The organism is Allobosea sp. 05T438 (assembly GCF_056396025.1).
In genome coordinates this window covers 34,737-52,185 of the sequence record NZ_JBFTKQ010000010.1, presented here as the reverse complement: position 1 = coordinate 52,185, position 17,449 = coordinate 34,737, and the positions used below count along the sequence as shown (strand labels likewise).

At 65.1% G+C, this 17,449-nt stretch carries 15 protein-coding genes and 1 pseudogene; 11 read left to right on the top strand and 5 right to left on the bottom strand.

Annotation, left to right across the window (positions count from 1 at the left end; translation table 11 throughout):
• Positions 1–156: 156 nt before the first annotated feature.
• Positions 157–1,197 (bottom strand): LacI family DNA-binding transcriptional regulator, encoded by a 1,041-nt coding sequence (locus tag AC1DIN_RS19275; RefSeq protein ID WP_476810961.1) that lies wholly within the window; start codon positions 1,195–1,197, stop codon positions 157–159.
• Between the two features lie 126 nt (positions 1,198–1,323).
• Between AC1DIN_RS19275 and AC1DIN_RS19270 the strand changes: the two genes are divergently transcribed.
• Genes AC1DIN_RS19270 through AC1DIN_RS19245 form a run of 6 tightly spaced genes read left to right on the top strand, consistent with a single transcriptional unit; the run spans position 1,324 to position 8,046 of the window.
• Positions 1,324–2,607, top strand: coding sequence for a M20/M25/M40 family metallo-hydrolase (locus AC1DIN_RS19270; protein ID WP_476810960.1), 1,284 nt, complete (start codon positions 1,324–1,326; stop codon positions 2,605–2,607).
• Entirely contained in the window at positions 2,607–4,196 is a 1,590-nt protein-coding gene (locus tag AC1DIN_RS19265; RefSeq protein ID WP_441471844.1) for an ABC transporter substrate-binding protein, read from the top strand. The genes AC1DIN_RS19270 and AC1DIN_RS19265 overlap by 1 nt, the downstream gene beginning before the upstream one ends.
• On the top strand, positions 4,193–5,500 hold the full coding sequence (locus AC1DIN_RS19260) for an NAD(P)/FAD-dependent oxidoreductase (RefSeq protein WP_476810959.1): 1,308 nt from the start codon (positions 4,193–4,195) through the stop codon (positions 5,498–5,500). Before AC1DIN_RS19265 ends, AC1DIN_RS19260 begins: the two co-directional genes overlap by 4 nt.
• Before the next feature lie 33 nt (positions 5,501–5,533).
• The gene (locus tag AC1DIN_RS19255) at positions 5,534–6,214 is read left to right on the top strand and encodes a DUF1028 domain-containing protein (protein WP_441471842.1); all 681 of its coding nucleotides are present in this window, start codon (positions 5,534–5,536) and stop codon (positions 6,212–6,214) included.
• A gap of 27 nt (positions 6,215–6,241) precedes the next feature.
• Positions 6,242–7,183 (top strand): ABC transporter permease, encoded by a 942-nt coding sequence (locus AC1DIN_RS19250; protein ID WP_441471841.1) that lies wholly within the window; start codon positions 6,242–6,244, stop codon positions 7,181–7,183.
• On the top strand, positions 7,180–8,046 hold the full coding sequence (locus tag AC1DIN_RS19245) for an ABC transporter permease (RefSeq protein WP_476810958.1): 867 nt from the start codon (positions 7,180–7,182) through the stop codon (positions 8,044–8,046). The genes AC1DIN_RS19250 and AC1DIN_RS19245 overlap by 4 nt, the downstream gene beginning before the upstream one ends.
• 433 nt (positions 8,047–8,479) lie before the next feature.
• Here AC1DIN_RS19245 and AC1DIN_RS19240 read toward each other — a convergent pair whose 3' ends face one another.
• A complete protein-coding gene (locus tag AC1DIN_RS19240) occupies positions 8,480–9,394 on the bottom strand; it encodes a LysR family transcriptional regulator (protein ID WP_476810957.1) in 915 nt (304 codons plus the stop codon).
• 395 nt (positions 9,395–9,789) lie between these two features.
• Here AC1DIN_RS19240 and AC1DIN_RS19235 point away from each other — a divergent pair, with 395 nt between their 5' ends.
• From AC1DIN_RS19235 to fumC, 3 genes and pseudogenes are all read left to right on the top strand, one after another.
• Complete coding sequence (locus AC1DIN_RS19235; protein WP_476810956.1) at positions 9,790–10,338, top strand: hypothetical protein; 549 nt, start codon at positions 9,790–9,792, stop codon at positions 10,336–10,338.
• Positions 10,335–11,321: an NAD(P)H-quinone oxidoreductase gene (locus AC1DIN_RS19230; protein WP_476810955.1), complete on the top strand. Its 987-nt coding sequence runs from the start codon at positions 10,335–10,337 to the stop codon at positions 11,319–11,321. Before AC1DIN_RS19235 ends, AC1DIN_RS19230 begins: the two co-directional genes overlap by 4 nt.
• 145 nt (positions 11,322–11,466) lie before the next feature.
• Positions 11,467–12,860 (top strand): annotated as a pseudogene (fumC, locus tag AC1DIN_RS19225) (class II fumarate hydratase).
• Here fumC and AC1DIN_RS19220 read toward each other — a convergent pair.
• Genes AC1DIN_RS19220 through AC1DIN_RS19210 form a run of 3 tightly spaced genes read right to left on the bottom strand, consistent with a single transcriptional unit; the run spans position 12,760 to position 14,460 of the window.
• Positions 12,760–13,404: a DsbA family protein gene (locus AC1DIN_RS19220; RefSeq protein WP_476810954.1), complete on the bottom strand. Its 645-nt coding sequence runs from the start codon at positions 13,402–13,404 to the stop codon at positions 12,760–12,762. The pseudogene fumC and the gene AC1DIN_RS19220 sit on opposite strands and share 101 nt — an antisense overlap.
• Positions 13,401–13,910, bottom strand: coding sequence for a redoxin domain-containing protein (locus AC1DIN_RS19215; protein WP_476810953.1), 510 nt, complete (start codon positions 13,908–13,910; stop codon positions 13,401–13,403). Before AC1DIN_RS19215 ends, AC1DIN_RS19220 begins: the two co-directional genes overlap by 4 nt.
• Before the next feature lie 31 nt (positions 13,911–13,941).
• The gene (locus AC1DIN_RS19210) at positions 13,942–14,460 is read right to left on the bottom strand and encodes a Dps family protein (protein WP_476810952.1); all 519 of its coding nucleotides are present in this window, start codon (positions 14,458–14,460) and stop codon (positions 13,942–13,944) included.
• Positions 14,461–14,746: 286 nt separating this feature from the next.
• Here AC1DIN_RS19210 and AC1DIN_RS19205 point away from each other — a divergent pair, with 286 nt between their 5' ends.
• Both AC1DIN_RS19205 and AC1DIN_RS19200 read left to right on the top strand, forming a co-directional pair.
• Positions 14,747–16,732 (top strand): PAS domain-containing sensor histidine kinase, encoded by a 1,986-nt coding sequence (locus AC1DIN_RS19205; protein ID WP_476810951.1) that lies wholly within the window; start codon positions 14,747–14,749, stop codon positions 16,730–16,732.
• Positions 16,729–17,382, top strand: coding sequence for a response regulator transcription factor (locus AC1DIN_RS19200; protein ID WP_441471830.1), 654 nt, complete (start codon positions 16,729–16,731; stop codon positions 17,380–17,382). Before AC1DIN_RS19205 ends, AC1DIN_RS19200 begins: the two co-directional genes overlap by 4 nt.
• Positions 17,383–17,449 lie beyond the last annotated feature (67 nt).

The following is a 17,449-nucleotide window of genomic DNA, read 5'->3' as shown; positions in this document are numbered from 1 at the left end:
GTCCGAAACCGGACCTTCGCGGTGCAGGACGCGATGTGCATAGCGCGCAGTTACGGAGGCCGAATTCGCGCCCACAAACACGACGGCGGCAGCCAAAATACCAGCGGCCGTCGGGCGTAGTGCCGGGCCGCCTAAATTACGCCCAACCCAGCTCGCTCAGGCGCTGCCTCTCTGTACAAGAGCATAATCTACATTCTTGATCGCCGCATCGATCGGCGAGCCCTCGATGCGGGAGATCAGCATATCAGCGGCCGCCCAACCCATCTGATAGCCTTGGGTCCTGATGGTCGTCAGACCGGGAGGGATCTCGGCCGCGATCTCGAAGTCGCCGAACCCTGCAACGGCGAGATCCTCCGGGATCCGCAGGCCGCGGCGTTGCGCTTCGAAGATGACACCGACGGCCAGGAGATCCGATGCGCAGAGTACGGCCCGCACGCCGCCTGCATCGAGCAACTGCTGCAGCCCGCTCGCTCCTCCACGAAAGCTAGATGCATCCTCCGCCCCATCCGAAGACAGGGGTGAAACCACGATATCGGCCGGCAGGCCCGCCTGGCGCAGCGCCTCCAGCGCTCCGTCCCGGCGAGCCTCGTAGCGTCGCAGGCCGGATACCGGATAGTCGACATATCCGATCCGATCGTAACCCCTGGCGATCAGGTAGTTCGCGATCTCGGTTCCCGCCTCGCGGTTTCGGAACCCTGTCGCCATGTCGATGATCGGCCCTTCCGTCTCCCAGACCTCGACGACGGGCAGGCCGGAGCCGCGCAGCAGCGCGTAGGTCTCATCGCTGTGGCGGGTGCCCGTCAGCACGAGGCCGTCCGGCCGCCGGCGGATGAAAGCCTCCACCGCTGAGGCCTCCGCATCCGGCGAATAGCCGGTATTCGTGATCATGAACTGATAGGAGGCCTGCCTGAGGCGATCGGCCATGCCCTGAATGCTGTTGGCGTTGTTGGAGTTGCGGAGGGATGGCACGACGATCCCGATCATGGCGCTGCGGCCCGAGGCGAGATTGCCGGCGAGCATGTTCGGAACGAAGCCCAGGCGCTCGCCTTCGTTCAACACGCGCGCGCGTGTCCCGGCGCTCACGGCGGACGGGTTCTTGTAGACGCGGGAGACCGTCATAAGCGAGACGCCGGCGGCATGCGCGACATCGGACATGGTGGCCCAGCCCGGCAATCGCTTCACGGGATCATGGTTCATAGATCGGCTCTGCTGCACGCCTTTTGAGCATCGTCGCGGCTGGTTTGAGTCGTACCCTACTTGACAGCGGGCAAAACATAAACCTGGATGTTATCGCTAACGTTAGCGCTAACAAGCGGATTTATCGTGACCGAAGCAGATAGTTTGAAGCAGCGCGTGCTTGGCTGGATCGAGCGTGATCGCGAGGAGATCATCGCCTTCCTCTCGGCATTCCTGCAGGCAAAGTCCCCGAACCCTCCCGGCGATACCCGCCTCGCGAGCGCCCATGTCGAGCGCTTCCTCGCCGAGCGCGGGCTGCCCTTCCGCGTGCTGAGCGCCCAAGAGCATCTGCCCAACATTGTCGGCTCGGTCTCGGCGGCGCAGCCGGGGCGGCACCTCATCCTCAACGGCCACATGGACGTATTCCCGGCGATCGAGGAACTGCCGGGCCAGCGCAGCCAGTGGAGCGGCGAAGTTGTCGACGGCCGCATCTATGGGCGCGGCGCCGCGGACATGAAATGCGGCACGACGGCCTCGATCTACACCTACCGCTACCTCGCGGAGCTGATGCCGGAGCTGCGCGGGCGCCTGACGCTGACGGTGGTGTCCGACGAGGAGACAGGTGGCCGCTACGGCACGCGTCATCTCATGGAGACGATCCCTGAGGAGGTGATCGGAGATTGCTGCCTCAACGGCGAGCCAAGCGGCCTGGCCACCCTGCGCTTCGGCGAAAAGGGCGCGCTGCGGATGGCGCTGACGGTTCGCACCCGTGGAGCCCATGGCGCCTACCCGCATCTCAGCGACAGTGCGATCAAGATCGCCTGTCGCCTGGCGACGGATCTGGAAGCGCTGGCGGAGCTCCGGTCCGAACTGCCGGAAGCGGTCAGTGCCGTGATCGGCTCCGCGCCGGCGCGTGAGGCGATGAACATCAGCCTCGGCGACGGCGCCGCCGACATCGCCGACCGTGCGACGGTGAACATCGGGGTGATCCGCGGCGGGCTCAAGGTCAACATGCTGCCGGACGAGTGCCTGCTCGAAGTCGAGGTCCGGATGCCGCCCGGCCTGAGCATCGAGCGGGTCGAGAGCGAGCTCGCCGGCATTCTCGCCCGCTATCCGATGGTGACGCGCGAGACGCGGCCGGACCACAGCTATCCCTCGAGCTGGTGTGATCCCGAGGGGGACATGGCCGGCATCCTGCGCGCCAATACGCGGCAGGTGACGGGGCGGGAGGCCGTGCCGATCGTCAGCCTCGGCGGCTCGGACGCGCGCTATTGGCGGTGGCGCGGGGTTCCTGCCTATCTCTACGGCCCCTCTCCCAAGACGATGGGCCACCGCGAAGAGCACGTCACGATCGACGAGCTGTTCGCCGTTCTGCGCGTCCATGCGCTGTCGGCAATCGACTATCTCGCGACCAATAATGGAGGGGAATGATGGCTATAGCTCGGGCTTGTCTTATCGCAGCAGCGCTTCTTTCCGGCGCCCTGCCAGCATCGGCAGCAAATCCGCCGGCCAAGGAACGGACGGCGACCATCCTGGTCAGGAACGATTCCGTCGGCTTCGACCCGCACAAGTCGACCGGCCGTGGCGCGGCCGAAATCCTGTTCATGATGGCAGATACGCTGGTCTCGGTCGAGGACGACCAGAAGACGCTGCATCCCCTGCTGGCGAAGTCGTGGACCCTGTCCGATGACGGCTTAACCTATACCTTCAACCTTCGCGACGACGTGAAGTTCTGCGACGGCAAGCCGCTCACGGCCGCTGACGTCGTCTATTCGCTGAAGCGCCTGATCGCGCCGGAGACACGGTCCCCGGCTGCCTGGCGCCTGGGCAAGGTCGCCGACGTCACCGCGAAGGACGACACAACCGTCATCTACACGCTGAAGGAGCCGCACAACGAGCTCCTGCTGCACCTCGCGCAGAGCTTCGGCTCCATCATCGACCGCGCCAATGTCGAGAAGCTGGGCGCCGATTTCGGCGTCAAGGGCCTCAACGGCACCGGCCCATTCTGCTGGGGCGAGTGGCGTCCGCGCGACCAGTTCGTGCTGACCCGCCACGATGCCTACAAATGGGGCCCGGCGATCTACGACAACAAGGGGCCGGCCAAGGTCGAAGCCGTCGTCTGGCGCGTCATCCCCGAGGAAAGCGCGATCCTGGCGGCGATGCAGACGGGCGCGGGAGACATCTCCTATGTGCTGCCGGAATGGTCGATCGATCAGCTCAGCAAGATGCCAATGCTGAACAAGGCCGAGCCGCGCATCTCGAACTATTCCGCCTATCTGGGCCTGCGCCCTAACCGCAAGATGACCAGCGACTTGCGCGTCCGCCAGGCGATGATCCTGGCCGTCGACCGCGAGGCGCTCGCCAAGAGCATGTGGTTCGGCCAGGCCCGACCCGCCAAGACGCTCGTCAGCCCCGGCACCATCGACTACTCGGGCGCGGCCGAGGCAGTCTACGATCCGGCCAAGGCAAAGGCTCTGCTCGACGAGGCCGGCTGGAAGCTCGGCAATGACGGCTTTCGCTACAAGGACGGCGAGCGTCTCGCGCCTTCGATCCTGGCCGCCGGCACGGCCGGGTGGCGCTCCCGCCTGGAGGCCATCCAGGGCTACATGAAACAGGTCGGCATCGACCTGAAGCTCCTGCTGGTCGAGCCCGCGGCCGCGATGGCGCAGATCAACACCTCGCCGGAGTTCGACGGCTACGCCCTGTTCTCGCCCTATGCCACGGCGGGCGAGGTGCTGATGATGTTCCACTCCGCCAACGTTCCGGCGCCGAACCGCTTCAACTGGAAGGACAAGGCCACGGATGATCTGCTCGCAGCCGGCCAGACCAGCCTCGACGCGACCAAGAAGGCCGAAGCCTATGCCGCCGTCCAGAAGATCGTGGCGGACCAGGCCCTGCTGATCCCGCTGGTTCACGAGCGCCTGTTCCTGTTCTCGACCAAGCGGGTCAAGGGCGTCGATGTGCACGGCATCTACAACAGCGCCGTCTACAAGGGCCTCGACATCGAGATCGCCAAGTGAGCGAGACCCTATTGGCTGACGGCTTCAAGGCCGAGCCTTACTGGTGGGAGGCCGTGCCCCAGGGCACGGCCGCTCGCCAGTCGCTCCCCGCCGAGGCTGATGTCGTCATCGTCGGCTCCGGCTATGCAGGCCTTTCCGCGGCCATCACGCTCGCTCGCGCCGGTCGCGAGGTCGTCGTCATCGAAGCTCACAGCGCAGGCCATGGAGCCAGCACCCGCAGCGTCGGAATGATCGGCGGCCGGCTGCGGCAGGGCTACGCCGCGCTGGCCAAGGATTTCGGGGCGAAGAAGGCGCATGCACTGCTGAGCGAGACCTGGAACGCCTATGGCTGGTTCCGCGGGTTCGTCCGCGACGAGAACATCGATTGCGACCTGGCGCTGTCCGGCCGGCTGATCTGCGCTTGGACCGCCAGGGACATGGAGATGCTCAAGCGCCAGGCGGCATTCCTGACCACGACCTTCGGCATTCCGGCCCATACCGTCGACAAGGGCGGGTTGCCCGCGCATGTGGCGACCGATCTCTATCACGGCGCGATGGTGCTGCCCGAGGATGGCGGCATCGATCCCGCAAAGTATCATCTCGGCTTGTTGCGCCTCGCGCGTGCACATGGCGTCCAGGTCGTCGAACAGACCCCGGTGACGGGGGTGACCGAGAACGGCAAGGCCACCTCGGTCACGACGGCGGCCGGCGATATCCGCGCTCGCGACGTCATTCTGGCGACCAACGCCTATACCGGGCGCGAGCTGCCCTGGTATCGCCGCCGCGTCATCGCCGTCGGCAGCCACATGATCGCGACCGAACCGCTGGCGGCGAGCGCGGTCGAGCGCCTTCTGCCCGGAGGCCAACTGGTCAACGACACGCGCAAGCTCGCCTTCGCATTTCGCGCCAGCCCCGATCGACGGCGCCTGCTCGTCGGAGGAAGGGCGTTGCAGGTAGACCGCGTCGACCCGGTCGCGATCGCGCGTCGCCTTAAGCAGGTGATGGTGCAGTCCTTTCCCTCGCTCGCCGAGACGCGTGTCAGCAATGCCTGGGAAGGCCGTGTCGGCTTCACTTTCGACCGCATCCCGCACATCGGCCGGCGGGGCAACATCCATCATGTGCTCGGCTGCAACGGCTCGGGGATCGTGATGGGCAGCTATCTCGGCCGCTGCACGGCCGAACTGGTCCTGTCCGGCCGCTCGACGAGCCATTTCGCTCAGCAGGAGCTGCCGAGCCGTCCCTACTACAACGGCATCCCCTGGTTCATGGCGCCGATGACCATGGCCCTGTCGCTGCAGGACAGGGCGCGGTCCTGGTTCCGCTGATCGCGCCAGATTGTTCAATTTCAGGAGAACGAGATGACATTTTCTTTGATCGCCCGTGACGAAAAGACGGGCATGTTCGGCATCGGTATCGCCACGTCGAGCATTGCCGTCGGCAACCGCTGCCCCTGGGCCCGCGCCAAGGTCGGCGCCGTGACTTCGCAGCACCGCAGCGACATCCGCCTCGGTCCGAAGGGGCTCGATTTCCTGTCAGCCGGGCTGAGCGCCGAGGAGACCGTGCGTCGCCTCATCGCGGAGAGCGAATTCCCTGATCAGCGTCAAGTCGCAGCCATCGACCGCGATGGAGGCACGGCGTTCTACACCGGGCCGAAGATCCCCTCGATCAATTCGGGCTACCAGGGCGTCAATTGCGTCTCGACCGGCAATGTGATCGCGAACCTCGACGTGCCCAAGGCGATGGTCGAATATTTCGAGGGCTCCGCCGGTGTGCCGTTCGTCGAGAAGCTGCTGGGCGCGATCGATGCTGGCCTGGCCGCGGGTGGCGAGACGCAGCCGATCATGTCGGCGGCTCTCCTCGTCGTCGACGAGCAGGACTGGCCGTTGGTCGATCTGCGCGTCGACCTCGAGCCGGAGCCGCAGGTTAAGCTGCGCCAGCTCTGGGAGGCCTATGAGCCGCAGCTCGAACACTTCATCGTGCAGGTCCTGCGCCCGAACGAGGTGAAGCCTCGCAAGGCTCCCGAGCCGGTTCAGGCCTGATCGTAAGCGAGCCCGAAAGGCAGCCCCATGCTGAGATACACGGCGCAGCGCCTGCTGCTTGCGATCCCGGTGGTTTTCGGCGTCCTGCTGATCGGGTTCACCCTGCTGAACCTCGTTCCTTCGGATCCGGCGACCGTGCGCGCCGGGCCGACGGCCACCGGCGCCGTCATCGCCCAGATCCGAAGCGAAATGGGGCTGGACCGCCCGCTCTGGGAGCAATTCCTGCTCTATGTCGGCAGCATTCTGCAAGGCGATCTCGGCACATCGCTGGTCAACAACATGTCGGTCGCGGAAGAGCTGTCGCGTTCGTTCACGGCGACGCTGGAGCTGATCGTTCTCTGCTTGGTCTGGGCCGTGCCGCTGGCGATCCTGCTCGGCGTCGCTGCCGCCGTCTCGCGAGGCGGCTTTCTCGATCGGCTGATCATCAGCGGGGCCGTCGCTGGCATTTCCCTGCCGGTCTTCCTGATCGGCATGATCCTGCTGTGGATTTTCGGTTTTCAGCTGCAGTGGCTGCCCTTCACCGGGCGCGGCGGCCCGCTCTGGACCCTCGACGGCTTTCGCCATGCGGTTCTGCCATCGCTGTGCCTGGGCCTGATCTTCGTCGGCCCGGTCGCGCGGATCACGCGCACATCCATGCTCGAGGTGCTGGGTGCGGATCATATCCGGACGGCGCGCGCCAAGGGATTGGAGGAGCGCCTGATCGTCGGGCGCCATGCGCTGCGCAACGCGATGATCCCAGTGACGACGCTGATCGGCCTCCAGATCGGCTATTTGATGGGCGGCGCCATCGTCACAGAGACGATCTTCTCATGGCCTGGCGTCGGCCGCCTTGCCGTGGGCGCGATCGTCGCCAATGACCTCCCCGTGGCGCAGGGCGCGATCATCGCCCTGGCGCTCGGGTTCATCGCGATCAACATCATTGTCGATCTGCTCTATGCCGTGCTCGATCCGAGGATCCAGGCCCGATGACGCTGGTACCAGGCTCCGCCCTTCCGCAGAGCAACAGCGCGCGGCTGCTGCGACGTCTCGCAGCCGATCCGATCGCCACCGCCGCCCTCGGCATGCTCCTCGTGCTGGCAGCGGGGGCGTTGTTCGCGCCCGTTCTCGCTCCCTACGATCCGCTTCGGATCGAGATGACGCAGGTGATGCAGCCCCCGAGCGCGGCCCATTGGTTCGGCACCGACGGCCAGGGGCGAGACATCTTCAGCCGCGTTCTGTTCGGCCTTCGGCTCACCGGCCTGATGGGCTTCTGCGCGATCGCCATCGGCGGCGCACTGGGCACCGCGGCGGGAATGCTGGCGGCGTTCTATCCGCGGCTGGACGGGCTGATCATGCGCCTGATGGACGTGTTGCTCTCGTTCCCGGCCATTCTGTTCGGGCTCGCGATCGCCGCGATCATCGGCGCGGGCACGCTGTCGGTGATCATCGCACTGGCGATCTCCACCATCCCGCTCACGGCGCGGATCGCTCGCGGCGCGGCGCTGACGGTGATCGCACAGGACTATATCGCCGCCGGACGGGTCATCGGCCTGACGGATAGAGGCCTGCTGGTTCGCTACATCCTGCCGAATTGCCTCTCGACCATCGTCGTCTTCCTGACGCTTCGGCTCGGTCAGGCCATCCTCCTAGGAGCCTCGCTCGGCTTTCTCGGCCTCGGCACGCAGCCGCCGGCGCCTGAGCTTGGAACAATGGCGGCTCAAGGCATCAATTTCTTCTTCTTCGCGCCGCATGTTGCGATCATCCCGAGCCTTGTGATCTTCGCTCTCGTCCTGGCGACCAATGTGCTGGGTGACTTCCTGCGCGACATGCTTGATCCAAGACTTCGCGGGTAAAGACGCTTCGAGCCGAGCGGACAGACGGCAGGCTGGCGCCAATAGCTCCGGTTCGCGCTCCCAGCGCCGCCATGATGCAATACGGCGCCCCATTCCTTCTGCGCGGATACCGTCCCAACGAAAACAGTGACTGGCGGCCTCACACTGTCTAAGGATTAATAGGTCCGTTCATTAGCATTAACCATCCGCCCAGGTTGCGACATAAGCGGAAATCCGGGTCCTAACCAGCAATCAGACATGCCTTGCTGACTGGCAGGAGGCCGCTCCCTGCCGAACCGGTCACTTTATGGCCCGAGGCGGTGGGGCCAGTCGAGCGTCAGGAATCGACGCTGGCCGTGTGTCGAGCAGCAAGCATTCCGGCTTCGCTACTAAAGACCTCGGCGGTGCCGCCGCAAAGCTTCTTGGCGCAACGCTGAGAGCAAACGCACGCGAATCAGGGTTCCCAGACTGGCGGCGTTCCAATTGAGCTCTGCAGTGCCAGGGTGAACGCTCTCACCTTGGCACTCGGATGCCGCAAGGACCGGAGGAGGTAAATCCCGTCCGTTGTCTTATTCCAAGTTTCGTCACCCACCGGCAGCCTCGCCAGCTTTCCCGCCCGGACGTCTGGCCCAACCACCCAGCTCGATAAGAACGCAATTCCTAAGCCGGCCTCGGCTGCTCCGCGTAGGGCTTCAAAATCGTCGGAGCGGAACGTTACCACATCTTGCCCATGCCCTGCCGGCCGGCCGAGCAGGTTTCGCCAACCGAGCAGATCAGGGCCATGCAACTTATCGAGCAGACGATGAGACGACAGATCCGCCAAGCAACTCGGCGCACCTGAACGCGCCAGATAGGTCGGGCTTGCCACCAGCAGCCGGTTCAGCGGCGCAAGCCTCGTGGCGATCAGCGTGCTGTCAGCCAGCGCCCCCATGCGGATAACCACATCGAGACGCTCGACAACCGGGTCGGCCAGCCTCTCCGTCAGATCGAGATCGACATTGAGCGCAGGATGTTCGGTTTGCAGAGCCGCGATAACCGGCAGGACATAGCGTTTGCCGAAGGTTGGAAAGCAGGCGATCCGCAGCGTGCCTGAAACGCAACCATCGAGGGCCGAGATTTCGGCGCGCGTATCTGCCAGTTCGTCAAGAAGATGCAGGGCCCGCTCGTGCAGCCTCTGGCCTGCGTCAGTGAGAGTTAGCGCACGTGTCGAGCGAACCAGAAGGGTGACACCCAAATCTTTTTCAAGCGCATCAATCTTACGCACGACCGCCGAGGGCGTGAGTACGCGCCTACGGGCTGCGCCCGAAAAGCTCCCCGCCCGGACGACATCGACGAAGATGGAGAGGAACTCGGCGAAATGGGGGCTCATCTTTGCTCTCCGCGCAAAGCCGTTTGCAGACGCGTGCGGCTTATCCTTCTCCTGAATCAGACGCACAACGCCTTCGCTCGTTTTGAAATTGCAGTTGCGTTTCGGGCCGCGGCGGCAGGAGCAAATTCAATCAAGCTGCGCGTATCCGACGGAAGCGCGAGAACTCAAATATATACGTTGGTATGTGGAGATATACCCTGATTTATCGTTCGAAACCTTGCGTATGATTTCTCCAAATCGCTGCGGGCGGCAACTTCAATGAGTAAACAGAGGCAGCTTCAAAGCCTCAGACCGCTGGACACGGATTTCATTGCGAAACGCACCGGAGATGCGGCTCGCTTGCCGCCCGTAGAAGGCTGGCCTCGCCCAACCTGGACCCTCGAAAGGGAAAGACCATGAAAGTTCTGACCGACAAGATCCTCTCGGAATCGGCCTGCGCCGCCGAGATCGACGTCTCGTTCGAGAAAATCGACATCGCCGACTGGCTCTTCACCCTGCCGGAGGCCGAGTATCTGCGCTGCTGCCCGCCCGACCACATCGGCTCCGGCGTCACCACCACGGACGACGGACAGCGCATGGTGATCAATGTCGAGATGATCGGCACCGGGCTCGTGATCCAGCACTATGTGGCCGAGCAGGCAAGTGCGGCCTATTGCCGGATGAACTCGATATCCGATGTGTTCACCCCTGTCGGACGCACGCAGGTCAACGTGATCTGGGAACTGATCGCCGAGGCAATCGAGGGCGGCAAGACCCGCTACACCAACCGGGTCACCTCGCACCCGACAGACGTTTTCATGGACTTCATCGCCGCGCACGGCCAGACCTTCGAGCAAGCTGCGGTGGCCCGGCAGGAAGCGGGGGGCGACCATAATCGCCGCGAGACGCCGCTCTTTGCTGCCAGCATCGGACGCCGGGCGACAGCCAAGGCAGCCGGGAAATGAAAGCGGTCGTATTCGACAATTTCGGCAAGGCGGATGTTCTCCGCCTTGCCGAGGCGCCGACGCCGGAACCTCGCGCCGGCGACCTCCTGGTTAAGGTCATGGCTGCCGGCGTCAATCGTGCCGATCTGCTGCAACGGCAGGGCTATTACGGTTGCCAAAGCTATGGCGAGAGTGACCTGCTCGGATTGGAGGTCGCGGGCGAAGTGGTCGCCGTTGGCAACGATGTCAGCGATATTCGCCCCGGCGAGCGGGTGATGGCCATCGTCGGCGGTGGCGCTTACGCCGAATATGCCCGCGTGGATCGCGGCATGGCGGTGCGTATTCCAGATCACATCGATTACATCGGCGCAGCTGCGACGATGGAGTCGTTCGTCACCGCCTGGGAGGCGGTCGTGCACCTCGGCGCCGCCGCGCAGGGTTCGGCGGTGCTCGTTCATGCGGCGGCGGGCGGTGTGGGATCCGCCGCCGCGCAGATCGCTCACGCGCTTGGTGCTCGGGTCTTCGCAACGGCCAATACAAAACAGCGCGCCAACGTCCTGTTTCTCGGCGCGGAAGCCGTGTTCGACTATCGATCCGAGGACTTCGAGCAGGGCGTGCGCGAAGCCACCGGGGGGCGCGGGGTCAATGTGGTCGTCGACTTCGTCGGCGGCGACTATCTCGCCCGCAACCTGCGCAGCCTCGCACCCGGCGGACGTCTGGTGCAGGTCGGCCTGCTCGGTGGCCAAGACAGCACCACGATCCCACTCGCAGTTCTTCTGCACAATCACTTGCGCCTCATCGGCACGGTCATGAAATCGCGCACACCGGACGAGAAGCGCGAGATGCTGCGGCGCTTCGCGGAGGGCGCGCTGCCGATGTTCGGCGACGGCCGGCTCAAGCCGCTCGTCGGCAGGGTCTTTCCGCTCTCGGAGGCCGCCGAGGCGCATCGCTGCATGGAATCCGGCGGCGGCTTCGGGAAAATCGTGCTGGCCGTTGCCGTGTAAGGACGAGCTTTGAGAGCGCGTCGCTGAACGCTTGATCGCGTTGATCGAGCCATCGCTAACAGTCAGGAGTTCAGTCATGGCGGAGATCTCTGTCCCGATTACCGAAAAACTGCGTGACATCCCGATCGGCATTGACGCCACGGGTATGCGCCGTGAGTTCGACTCGCTGGGCGAAGTCGATGTGCGGGCTGACTGCTATTGGGGCGCGCAGACCGAACGCTCGCTGCACCATTTCAACATCGGTGACGACCGCATGCCGAAAGCGGTCTACCACGCCTATTGCATCGTCAAGAAAGCCTGCGCGCTGGCGAACGCTGCCGGCGGCCGCCTTCCGAACTGGAAACGCGATGCCATCATCCAAGCCGCTGACGAGGCTACCGCCGGCAAGCTTGATGATCATTTCCCGCTCTACGTCAGGCAGACGGGTTCCGGCACCCAGTCGAACATGAACGTCAATGAGGTGATCTCGAACCGCGCGATACAGCTGCTGGGTGGGACGCTAGGCTCGCAGCACCCGATCGGACCGAACGACGACGTCAACATGGGACAGTCGTCGAACGACACGTTTCCGACCGCGATGCATATCGCGTCCGTCGCGGCTGTCGATACGTTGTTGCTGCCGCAGGTGGAGAAGCTGGCCCAAACCATCGAGCGCAAGGCCGATGGCTGGATGGAGGTGGTGAAGATCGGCCGAACCCATCTGGAAGACGCAGTGCCGCTCACGGTCGGCCAGGAATGGCATGGCTGGGCCGGGCAGATCCGCGCTGCCATCGCCGACATCGAGGCGAGCCGTGAGGGCCTCTACGAGCTGGCTGTCGGCGGCACGGCGGTCGGCACCAGGCTGAACGCGCCCAAGGGCTTCTCGGTAGATGTAGCGGTAAAAATCGCCGAACTCACCGGCAGGCCTTTCGTCACCGCGCCCAACAAGTTCACGGCGCAGGGCTCGCTGGACGCGATGGTGCGGGCGCATGCCGCCCTTCGTGGGCTGGCCGTGCGCTGATGAAGATCGCCAACGACATGCGCTGGCTGGCGTCCGGCCCGCGCTGCGGCTTCGGTGAACTGCTGCTGCCGAGCAACGAGCCGGGATCGTCGATCATGCCCGGCAAGGTCAATCCGACCCAATGCGAGGCCATGGTGATGATCTGCGTCCAGGTCATGGGCAATGACGGCGCCGTCGCGGTCGCAGGCAGCCAGGGCAATCTCGAACTCAACGCGATGCGGCCGGTCATCATCAACAACTTCCTGCATTCGGCCCGCATCCTCGCGGACGGCTGCGAAAGGTTCCGCGAATTCTCCATTGAGGGCACGGAACTCAACCGCGAGCGGATCGAGCACTATGTCGAGGGCAGCGTCATGCTGGTCACGGCGCTCTCGCCGGTCATCGGTTACCAGAACGCCGCGCATATCGCAGAAAAAGCAATCGCCGATGGCCTCACGCTCAGGCAGGCGGCGCTAATGTCAGGCAAGGTGGACGAGGTGCTGTTCGACAAGGTCGTGAAGCCGATCGAAATGGTCGGCGCGGGCCTCGCGGGCGCGTGATGGATGCCTCTCGTCCTCCGGCCCCAGATGCGGCGCACCTCGTGTTGCGGCTGGGCCGGCTCATGCTGGCGAACGGGGCCGACACCGCGCATGTGCAGCAAGCCGTCACAGCTTTCGCGGAACCGCTGCGGATGCCGCCCGTGAAATCCTCCTTGATCTTGCGGTCGAAGCGGCCGTCGAAGCCTTCCGCGACGACGTCCGTATCGAGACCGAGGCGCAGGCCGTAGGCGTAGAGGTCGGCGTCGCGCAGCGCGGTCTGGTTCTCGTAGAGCATGTCATGTGCCTGCCAGAACTTGCCGAACCCGCCGGCGGTCTCCGCGAATTCTGCCGCACGAACCGCATGGGGATGCATTTCGGCGAGCGGAAAGTTGCGGAAGACGAAGCGCAACTGGTCCCCCATGGCACGCTGTACCGCCTTGAAGATGGGATAGGCCTCGCCGCAATAGGGGCATTCATAGTCGCCATATTCGACGAGGGTCACAGTGGCCTGGGCCTGGCCCTGGACATGGTCCTGGCTGCCTACGGGGATCGCGAGACGGGTCATGACGCAGTTCCTTCGGAGGGCGCCGCGGCGCCGAGATTGTCGAGCGCGTCGAGGATGCCGTCGGCGCCCGGGTTGATGCCGAGCGGCGAGACGAAGCTCCAGCGGATGATGCCGGCCCCGTCGATGACAAAGAGGGCGCGCTCGCTGATGCCCTCCTTGTCGCGGTAGACGCCGAAGCTGCGCGCGACCGCGCCCTTCGGCTCGAAATCGGAGAGCAGCGGGAAGTGCAGCTTGCGCTCGCCGGCAAAGGCGGCGTGACACCAGACGCCGTCCACCGAGATGCCGACGAGTTGCGCGCCGGCCTTGTGGAATTCGGGCAGGATCTCGTTGTAGAGCGCCATCTGGTCGCCACAGACCGGGCTCCAGTCCGCCGGATAGAAGGCGAGGATCACCGACTTGCCGCGGAGATCTTCGAGCGAGACCATCTGGTCAGGGGTTGCCGGCAGCGTGAAGGCCGGGGCGGCCCCGCCAGCAGGCAGGGCCGATTGCGAGTGCTGTTCGGGCATGGTCGTCTTCCTCCGTTCAGGACAGCGGCGCTCAGCGCGCCGCCCGCGTCGTCTCGTAGAGGAACCAGCTCCGGCGTTCGGCCTCGTCGATCCAGACCTCGATCAGGCTGGTCGAGGCGACGTCGTTATGGGTCTCGCAGACGCCGTGAGCGGCGCGGAGGAAGCCGGTGAGGCTGCGATTGTCGTCGGCGAGCTCGGCCAGCATGCCCTGCGGCGTGACGTAGTCCGCATCGTTGTCGAGCAGCCGCTGCATCCGGCCGATATGGCCGATCGAGCGCAGTGTCGTGCCGCCGACCTTGCGGACGCGCTCGGCCAGCGCGTCGGTGGTCGCGAAGATCTGATCGCCCTGCTCGTCGAGCATCAGGTGGTAGTCGCGGAAATGCGGGCCGGACATGTGCCAGTGGAAGTTCTTGGTCTTGAGATAGAGCGCGAACATGTCGGCAAGGACGCCGGTCAGCGCGGCTGCGATGTCGGTCGTGGCGTTCGCGCCGAGATCGGTCGGGGTGCGCAAGGCGGCGTCGCGCTTGGCATGGGTGGACAGGTCGTTCATGGCAGCTCTCCGTTGGCTTCGAGGAGCCTGTCTCCCCGATGTCCTGACCCTAGGCCGCGGCCGCCACCGCCTGAATCGGACGAAGGCATGTCGAGCTCATACCTAGGTTTATGTGCGCCAGCGAAGGGCGCGCCCGGCCGACCTAAACCCCTGTATGATTTCATCGCCGGCCGCTTTCGCGAAAGTGATGCCGCGGATCGAAGCATCCGCGCCGATCGCGGGGGACGAGGCAGATGAGCTATGCTAGCGCGTTGTCAGCTCTCGCGACCGGAATCGGCTGCCTCTCATGTCCTCCCGCTTCTCCGCCGCTCGGCACGGCGCCTCTCGATCCGCCCCGCGGGACACCGGTCTCCCCCAGCGCTCCTTCTTCTCTCCGGCCATGAACACGACGGCGCTTCGCATCGCGGCGGCTCTGCTCGCGCTCTGCATCTTCCTGTTCGATACGCTCTCGCCGCTGGAGGGCGCGGTCGCAGTGCTCTACGTTCTGGTGGTCTTGCTGGCAGCGGGCACCGGACGGCGGGGCGACATCCTCGTGGCGGCGGCGACAAGCCTGATCCTGACCATCGTGGCTTATGTCGATACACATGGCCTGAGCCTGGCCGGCGCACCGACCTTGCGGGCGCTGGTCAGCGTGGCGGCGACCATGATCGCGACGCTGCTCTCCCTGAAGAACCAGGCGGCCACGGCGACGCTCGCGGCGCAAGCCCGGTTGCTCAACCTGTCGCACGACATGATCTTCGTGCGAGACACTTTCGGACAGATCACCTTCTGGAATCGCGCCGCGGAAGAGACCTATGGCTGGTCTGCCGCCGAGGCGACGGGCCGCATTGCCGATGAGTTGCTGGAGACGCGGTATGCGCGGCCTCGCGACGCGGTCGACCGCGTGCTTCACGACACCGGACGGTGGGACGGCACGCTGGAGCATCGGACCAAGGCCGGCGCGCGGATCACCGTGGAAAGTCGCTGGGCCCTCCAACACGATGCCAGGGGACGCATCGTCGGCGTGTTCGAGACGAATACGGATGTGACCGAGCGCGAGGCGGCCCACGCAGCGCTGGTTCAGAGCGAAAGACGCTACCGGCGCATGTTCGACGCGACCCGGGTCGGCGTCGTCCAGGAGGACTGGAGCGCGGCGCGTCGCGAACTTGCTGCGCTCGGTCTCGCGGATGAGGAGGCACTGGCCGGCCATTTGGCCGCTCAGCCAGACCTTGTCGCGCGCCTGCGTAAGGTGACGAAGATTGTCGACGTCAACCCGGCCTTTCTTGCCATGATCGGAGCGGAGAGCACTTCTCATCTCCATCAGACAGTCGACGACGTGCTGAGCGACAGCGATCCGACCTTCGGGCCGGCGCTGGCGGCTTTCGCTCGTGGCGACGGCTTCCACGAAGGCGAGACGGAAATCGTCAGGGCAGATGGCAGTCGCGTGCCGGTGATCTTCGCCATCACCTTTCCTACGGTCGATGACGGCGACGGCAACGTGCTGGTCTTCGTCGTCGACATCACCGAACGTCGGCAGGCGCAGGACGCGGTGCTGCACGCGCAGGCGGAGCTCGCCCATGCCGCCCGCGTGGCGACCCTGGGGGAACTCACCGCCTCGATCGCCCATGAAGTCAACCAGCCGTTGATGGCGGTCGTGACCAACGGCGAGGCGGCGCTCCGCTGGCTGCGCCGCGACCAGCCGGACCTGCAGGAGGTCGACAGCGCCATCGGGCGTGTCGTTTCCGAAGGGCGGCGCGCCAGCGAGATCGTCAAGCGGATTCGGGCCTTCCTGACCAAGGCACCGACCCGGTCGAATGCGCTCGACGTCGCGACGCTGGTCGAGGAAGCGGCGCAGCTGGTGCAGCGGGAGCTCGCGCGCGCCGAGGTCGAGTTGCGCGTCGAGGTCGCGGCGGACCTGCCGCCTGTCATCGGCGACCGGATCCAGCTCCAGCAAGTCCTGGTCAACCTCATGGTCAATGCCGGCCAGGCGATGGCTGAACATGATGGCCGGCGCCTGCTGACGATCACCGCCGGTCAGACACACTGCCCAATGGAAGGCAGTCCTGTCGAGATCGCTCTACGCGACACCGGTCCCGGCATCTCGCCCCAACACCTGGAGCGCCTGTTCGATCCCTTCTTCACAACCAAGCCGGAGGGGATGGGCATGGGTCTTGCGATCTGCCGCACGACCGCTGAAGCTCACGGCGGAAAGCTTTCGGTCGAGAACCCTCCAGACGGCGGAGCGACATTCCGCCTGACCCTTCCTATTTCCCACCATGGTACCGCGGTATGATCAGGCAGACCTCCGTCAAGCCGGCCCCGGCCTCACCGAGCCCGCCACTCGTCGTTATCGTGGACGACGATCCGGCGGTGCGTGAATCCCTCGACAGCCTGATCCGATCGGTCGGACTGGCGACGCGGCTCTTCGGCGCGCCGGCGGAGCTGTTGCAGGGCAGCTTGCCCGACGTGCCGGGCTGCATCATCCTCGACGTGCGCCTGCCCGGAATCAGCGGCCTCGACTTCCAGGACCAGCTCACCCGGCAAGGGATCGCGCTGCCGATCGTCTTCATGACCGGACATGGCGACATACCCATGACCGTGCGGGCGATGAAGGCAGGTGCCGTCGATTTCCTGTCGAAGCCTTTCCGCGATCAGGAAATGCTCGACGCGGTGACGTCTGCGATCGAGCGCGACCGGCAGCGGCGCAGCGCGACGGCGGCGCTGGACGATCAGCGTTCAGCCTATGCGACGCTGACAGCCAGGGAGCGCGAGGTGATGGCGCATGTCGTCGCCGGACTGATGAACAAGCAGGTCGCCGGCGTGCTCGGCCTCAGCGAGATCACGGTGAAGATCCATCGCGGCAACGTCATGCGAAAGATGGGTGTGCGCACGCTGGCCGACCTCGTCCGCACGGCCGAGGCCCTGGGGGTTTACAAGCCGTGAGCGTGCCGGGTGCAAACCTGCGTATGATGGCCGCACGACGCATGATCCTTCATAACAAGGTCAGGCC